The 6,600-nt window shown below is 62.0% G+C and carries 3 protein-coding genes; 1 reads left to right on the top strand and 2 read right to left on the bottom strand.

The window, feature by feature from the left end; translation table 11 throughout:
- A partial coding sequence (locus R3C19_23095; GenBank protein ID MEZ6063244.1) for a hypothetical protein occupies positions 1 to 3,260 on the bottom strand: 3,260 nt, incomplete at its 3' end.
- 567 nt (positions 3,261 to 3,827) lie between these two features.
- Between R3C19_23095 and R3C19_23090 the strand changes: the two genes are divergently transcribed.
- The gene (locus R3C19_23090) at positions 3,828 to 5,024 is read left to right on the top strand and encodes a hypothetical protein (GenBank protein ID MEZ6063243.1); all 1,197 of its coding nucleotides are present in this window, start codon (positions 3,828 to 3,830) and stop codon (positions 5,022 to 5,024) included.
- A gap of 47 nt (positions 5,025 to 5,071) precedes the next feature.
- Here the strand turns inward: R3C19_23090 and R3C19_23085 are convergent, their stop codons facing one another.
- The gene (locus R3C19_23085; protein MEZ6063242.1) at positions 5,072 to 6,361 is read right to left on the bottom strand and encodes an amidohydrolase; all 1,290 of its coding nucleotides are present in this window, start codon (positions 6,359 to 6,361) and stop codon (positions 5,072 to 5,074) included.
- Positions 6,362 to 6,600 lie beyond the last annotated feature (239 nt).

Below are 6,600 nucleotides of genomic sequence, written 5' to 3'. Positions count from 1 at the left end.
CCCGCGTCGAGCGTATCGACAAACGAAGCGGCGGTCAGGGTTCCTTCCGGGATGTCGATATCGACGCGGTAGCGAATGATTTCGCCGATCGCGACATCATTTCCGGTTGTGTGAGCCTGGCTGGTGGAAACAATCGTCTTGGTCACGGTTGGCGATGCGACCGTCACACTGGCCGCGTCGGAAAGTCCGCCCGGTACGTGATTCGCAGCACCTTCGGCTCCGGCATAGCTGTCGACCGTTGCGGCGCTGGCGTTTGTGGAACCGAGTTGGATGTCCGCGTCGGCCTGCAGGTCGTACGTGATCACAACGATGTTGGTGCCGCTGGTGGCATCGAATTCGGCGATGGCTCCGGTCGCGCCGTCGTCAAGCCGCAGGCCGGATCCGAACAGGCCGCCGCCGAGATCCGTGAAGGCCACGGCGGCTCCGGTACCGTCGGTGACGCTGAGATTCAGCCCGGAACCGGGAACGGAAAAGCCGGCCGGCAGCGAATCGGAAATCTGCACGTCGAACGCGCCGTTGCGGCTGGAACCGACGTTTTCAATCACGATCGCAAACTTCACAAGTTCGCCGCCGTCGATCCCCGCGAGGTTGCTGTCGATCGGAGTCGCGGCCAGGTTCGTTGAATTGATCGTGCCGCTGAATTCGGCGGTGGCGACGTTGTTGTCTCCGCCGCCGGGGCCGGAAAACGAAACGGGGCCGACGGTGCCCGGGCTGTACGTTCCTGAACTGTTGCCGTTGCTGACGACGCCCTTGGTGATTTCCAGATCGGGTTCGGTCAGTTCAAGTTGAACGATGGCGTCCTGCACGAAGCTGCCCGCATTTGTGGAATCCTCGACCTGCCGAACCTGGTTGGTCAGGAACAGGCCGTCGGCGAACGGGTCGTCGCTGACCGTCACGGTGAACAAAATGTCGATGACGGTGGCCGTATTCAGCGGGCTGTCGTAGTCGCCATACGTGAACGTCACACTGTTGGCGCTGGCGTCTCGCGAAATGGTTGGACGCAGACCGAATCCGGCGCCCAGAGCCACGCTGATCGGATAGAACGATTCCGCCGGTCCGTACTTCGCGTGTCCGGCGGCCGGCGGAGTCGCGCTGATGGTGGTTGTGAACGGGCCGTTGACTTCCAGTGCATCAAAGACCGGCAGCGGCAGGTAATCGACAAACGCCAGATCTTCGATATCCGTGGAAGGCAGCGTCAGCATGAAGCGATAGGTCACCGTGTCTCCCGGCGCGACCTGAACGGGCGTTGAGAAACTTGTACTGCCATTAACCGCGTAGATGGATTTGGTCAGTGAGCCGCGTTCGATTTCGAAGCTTTCGGCCGTGTCGTCGGCTTCGCGATTTCCGTTTGCCGTCAGGTCACTGAAATTCAGCACGGCACCGTCGATCACGGCGGAGTTGGAAAGCGTGTCGCCCTCGTCGACGGATCGGTCACCGGACGGAAAATCGTCGCTGAATCTGTCCTGCACAATGACGCGGTACACAATCGTACCCAGCGTGGCTCCGAACGGCAGCGTCGGTCCGGCGTCCGGGTCAGGGCCGCCGGTTCCGCCGTCGGGGATCGCGCCGCCGACAAGCTGACCGTCGGCAAACGTGCCGCCGCGAGTCGTCAGTTCGTCCGAAATGCGGAAGCGAAGTTCCTGCGAACCGACCGGTACGGAACCGTCAACGACGTGCGACGGGCCGCTGCCGGCCGCGACTCCGGCATCGGTCAAACCGCTGAAGTTGTCGGCGACGGTGAAGTTCGCAAACGCAAACGACGCTGCGGACGACGTGTTGCCATGTTCCTGAACGAACAGCCTCGGCGTAAAGGAATCGTCCAGGCGCTGGCCGTCGGACAGCAGGTCGGTCAGATTCACGTCTTCAAACGCGAAGTAGTCGCTGACCTGAAACTGCAGCGTGTATTCCAACACGTCGCCCGGCGTGAATCCGGCAGCACCGTTGTCGGTGTGAATGATGAGCGATTTCTGAACGGCGATGCTCTGGTCTTCCAGATCGTCATCCGGTCCCGCGACGTTTTCGTGAGCGACAACGTTGTCGGTGCCTCCCGCGTCGCGGCCGTCGATCGGTGTCCAGTCGCCGATGGCGAACGCTTCATTCTGCGAAACAAAATCGTCTGCCGTCGACGGCGGCAGCACGCTGGCTCCGGCCGCGTTGAATTCATTGACATAGAAGTCGAATGTCAGCGTCAGACCGCTGTTGTTCGTTCCGCCCGTCACACTGTTGAAGCGAACGACAAGGTCATTGTCCGGTGCCGCGTGCGGACTGAAATCAGCCGGCGGTGAATCGATGATCGACATTCCGGACACTGTTGCTCCGGAACCAGCTGTGAAGCTGACGCTGGCGTCGCCGACATAGACAAGTTCCGGCGGCAGCAGGTCGGTGATGTCGAAGTTCGTGATCGTCTGTCCTTCGGCGACGCGCAGGGCGATTTCATAAGTCTGCACGAAGTTCGGACCGGTGGCTGTTTCCTGCTCGTCGGCGAGATTGCGTTTTTCCAGTTGAACAAGAATCGGCGTGGTGCTGCCGACTTCGGTCCATGTGGAACTGTCCGCGCTGGCATCACCCGGACTCAGCAGCGACGGGTCCGACGCCGGGTTGTCAAGCGGATCTGTGCCGAACCGGAATCCCGCGCGAGCACGAATGTCCAGCGCAGTGCCCAGGTCTGCAAGGTTCGACATCTGCACGGGTAGCACAACGGTCGCCGCGGGCTGGTCGGGAGTGAACGATCCGAACGGCAGCTCGATCACCACAAGTTTGTCGCCGGCCGTTCCTGAAACGGTCAGCGGTGCTCCCGATGCGTCGACGAAGTACGGATGCTGGACACTGCCCGTGCCGCCGCCGTCATCGGGAAACGTCAGATCAATCGTGGTGACGCTGGCGCCGAGATACGTGGCCGAGCCCGTGGTGTTAAATCCGTCCGCGGTTGACGTTCCCGCCGCTCCGTCTGCTCCGTTGACGGGCAGGATGACGTCGATGATCGGACCGTAGCCGGTTTCTGCCCCGGTGCCGGTGTTGTCGAAACTCAGCTGCAGGTCGAAGCTCTCTCCGATAAACGTCTCGCCGGGCGCGTTCACGGCGACAGCGGGAGTCACCGCCAGCAACAGACGCGATTCCAGGTCCTGCACATTGCTGATGCGGCCTGCGTGCCGACGACTGCGGCGACTTCGAAGCGAATGCCGGCACGCGGTCGGATCCAGACATCGTTTCAGTTGTTCGGTGAGCAATGAGAATCGGGACCGTGTCGGCGTTGAACGCATGGAAATCTCTGATGAACACAGGATCGGTGGGGGAAGCCACCAGGGCATGGTGGCCACGCGATCAGGCGGCTCAGACACTGTGAATCCGAAGCCGGCGCGTGGCGGAAATCAGTCGCTCGAAGCTACCACTTCGATGCCGACCAGCGATGCCGCGATCGCGCAAATCCCGCCTTCGCAACTTAAGTCGCAGTCGCTGAGGGCGAAGGGATTTCGCTGTCGACGTGACCCCGCAAGGCGCTCGGCCAAACGCAGTTGGCACAGGCCGCGAAATCCGTCACGTTCGCAGCGCCCGCAGCGCTTACGGCTTCGCTCTGCGCAGACGCGTTCAAAGCCGCCGCGCGAAATGGAGTTTGACGAAAAGAACGGTGACGGCACGACACGTGATGGAACAACGCAATGATGTGTGCAGAAGATTGCCCAGCCTGTGGCGGCATGGCTCGCAGAAACCGAAAACTACTCGCGTCAGTACGTGCCGCGCGATCCGCCATCGAGCTGCGCCGCGGACAGTCAGTGAACACACGATCGCAGTGAGGATGCGTTCACTGGTCGCAAAGGAGGTCGACGAAAATGCTGGTCACCCACGCCTGCCGATCGGCGGTACGGATGGTGAGCCTGGTGGTCACGGTTTGTGTCTGCGTGAATTCGATCGCGGCGCAGGGGGAGAATTCCCACTTCGCGCCGGGAGACGATAACTGGGTTCCGCAGTTCCTGACCGCGTCGCTGCTGACTTCGGATTCGAATGGACCGGACTCCGAAGCTGAGTCATCGCCGCTGACGGTTCGTCCAGCGTCCTGCGGTGCCACCTGCGACGATGATCCATTGCGGCCAATCGGAGACCTTCTGCGCGTCGGTCCGAACGACAACTGCTGTTTCGCCAACGCGTGTTGCGACCCGTGCCAAACCTGGACAGCCAGCGTCGGCGCGGTCTTCGTGCACCGGGCGATGCCGAAATTCCAGCCGCTGATTTCCGATCCCGCCGCGCCGGGCGCGGGGCTGAATGCCGCCGACTTTAACCCTGGATGGGCCGCCGGCATGGATCTCGGACTGACGCGGCATCGCGCGTTTGATTCCGCCACCGATCTGGAATTCCGGTTCTTCAATGTTGACGACTGGTCTGATTCGCGCACGCTGCGTCTGAACGGCAATCCTCTGGTGATCCACACGAATCCGCAGACGTTTGTCACGGGCGGGCGAGACGTCACCAGCGTGTACTCATCGCGTCTGATGAGCGTCGAAGCGAATGCCCGGCGCTGCATCGGCAGCCGCACGACTCTATTGTACGGACTTCGCTACATGCAATTGAACGAGCGGCTGCTGAATCGGCTCACCAGCGGACCCGGAGTCGGCGATATCCTGTTCACAGTCGCGGCGGACAACGATCTGATCGGGCTGCAGACCGGCCTGGTCTGCGATCTGCTGGCGGGCTGCGACTGCTGCGTACAGTTCTACGGCAAGGCGGGTCTGTATCTGAATGACGCCGGACAATTCAGTTCGCTGACGAACTTCTCAGCACCGGCGACGACGTTCACTGCAAACGGCGATCAACTGAGCGTCGCGGGTTCCGGCGAATTCGGCATCGTTGCGCGGCGGCGACTTTGCAACAACCTGTCGCTGCAGGCCGGCTATCACGTGCTTGGACTGCACGGCGTCGCGACCGCACCCGGCCAGCTATCACGATCCGGCTTTTTGACCGGGACGGGTCTGGACAGAAACGATACGGTGATGTTCCACGGAGCGTCGCTGCAACTGCTGCTGGCGTATTGACGGGTGGCCGGTTTTTCGGCGTCTGTTCGTTGCCACGAAACGCCGTGTCACTTCACGGGATCCGCACCGGCCGCGGCCAGCAGCAGCGCTGTGCGCACCAGGATCCGGATTCCCAGGCTGATGGCCCGTTCATCGATGTCGAACACCGGGGAATGCAGCAGCGGCCAGGATTCTCCGTCGGGCGTCGGTCCCGCGCAGCCAAGACGGATTTGTGCTCCCGGCACATGGTCCAGGTAGACGGCAAAATCTTCGCCGCCCATGCTTGGCCGACTCAGCCGGACGACGCCGGATTCGCCCAGCACATGCCGTCCGGCCAGTTCGAACGCCGCGGTGACAGACGTGTCGTTGCGGACGGAACCAAGCGGCTTGCGAAATTCGACGCGAACTTCGTTGCCCGTTAACTGACCGATGTGCTGAGCGGTGGTTCGAATTCGTTCCAGCAGCTTTTCGCGGCTTTCGCGATCGATGGTCCGCAGAGTGCCCGCGATCCGTACTTCGTCCGGAATCACGTTGGACGCGGTCCCGCCGACGATTTGCCCGACCGTGAACACGGACGCGTCGCGCACATCGACGGTTCTGGGAAGGATCTGGTACAGGTTGCAGATCAGCATCGCCGCCGCGGCGACGGGATCAGTCGTGTTGTGAGGCCGGGCCGTGTGGCCGCCCGTGCCGTGAATCGCGATGGCCACTTCATCCACCTGCGCGGTCAGAACTCCGTAGCAGACGCCGATCCGGCCGGCTGGCTGAGCGGGCTCGACATGCAGTCCCAGAATACATTTCACGCCATCCAGCGCTCCGTCTTCAATCATCCAGGCCGCGCCTTCGCAGGTTTCTTCCGCCGCCTGAAACAGGAACCGCAGCCGAACGGCCGGCAGTGATGACTTCGGAACCTGCCCGGCGATTTCCGCGCACAGTTCCGCAGCCGCCAGCACAACCGTCGTATGCACATCATGGCCGCAGGTATGAGCCAGCCCCTCCCGATTCGACGAATACGACACCGTCTTCTGGTCGGTCATTCGCAGAGCGTCGATGTCGGCTCGAAGAGCGATCACGGGCGAGTGCTCGTCGGCGTCACCCAGTACCAGATCGGCGATCACACCGACTCGGCGATCCGGAATGTGAGCCTTCATCCCGGCGACCTGCAGCCGCTGCAGAATCAACCGGCTGGTTTCAATCTCCGCGCCGCTGGGTTCGGGAGCACAATGCATCTGCCGCCGAAGCTTGATCCATTCGGCTTCATGGCGAGCCGTGCCCTGATCGACGGCCTGGCAGACATCGTGCAGACTTTCCAGTGATCTGGAGGACGGCGGCAGAATGGAACTTTCGTCAAAGTGCATGGGACGCGGGCAGCTTCCTGAACAGGTTCGTTGCGAAGGATTCGGGCAACAGTCCGGCGGATCAAAACCAGTCGACGGCCTGAGACTAACCGCCTCCCGCCGTCGCGTCCACCGCGCTTTGACGAGTCGTTTGATGTCTCAAAGTCGGCACTGGCAATCGATTCGCGGGCGGGTCTTCGGCCACGTCGCGGCGATCATCATCCCGAGGCTGCGACGGTGAACGTAGACGCTGCCGAGTC

It is taken from the genome of Planctomycetaceae bacterium (assembly GCA_041398785.1).
Classification (GTDB): Bacteria; Planctomycetota; Planctomycetia; order Planctomycetales; family Planctomycetaceae; genus JAWKUA01.
Note: the sequence above shows the minus strand (reverse complement) of the source record. Positions and strands in the feature narration are given on the sequence as shown.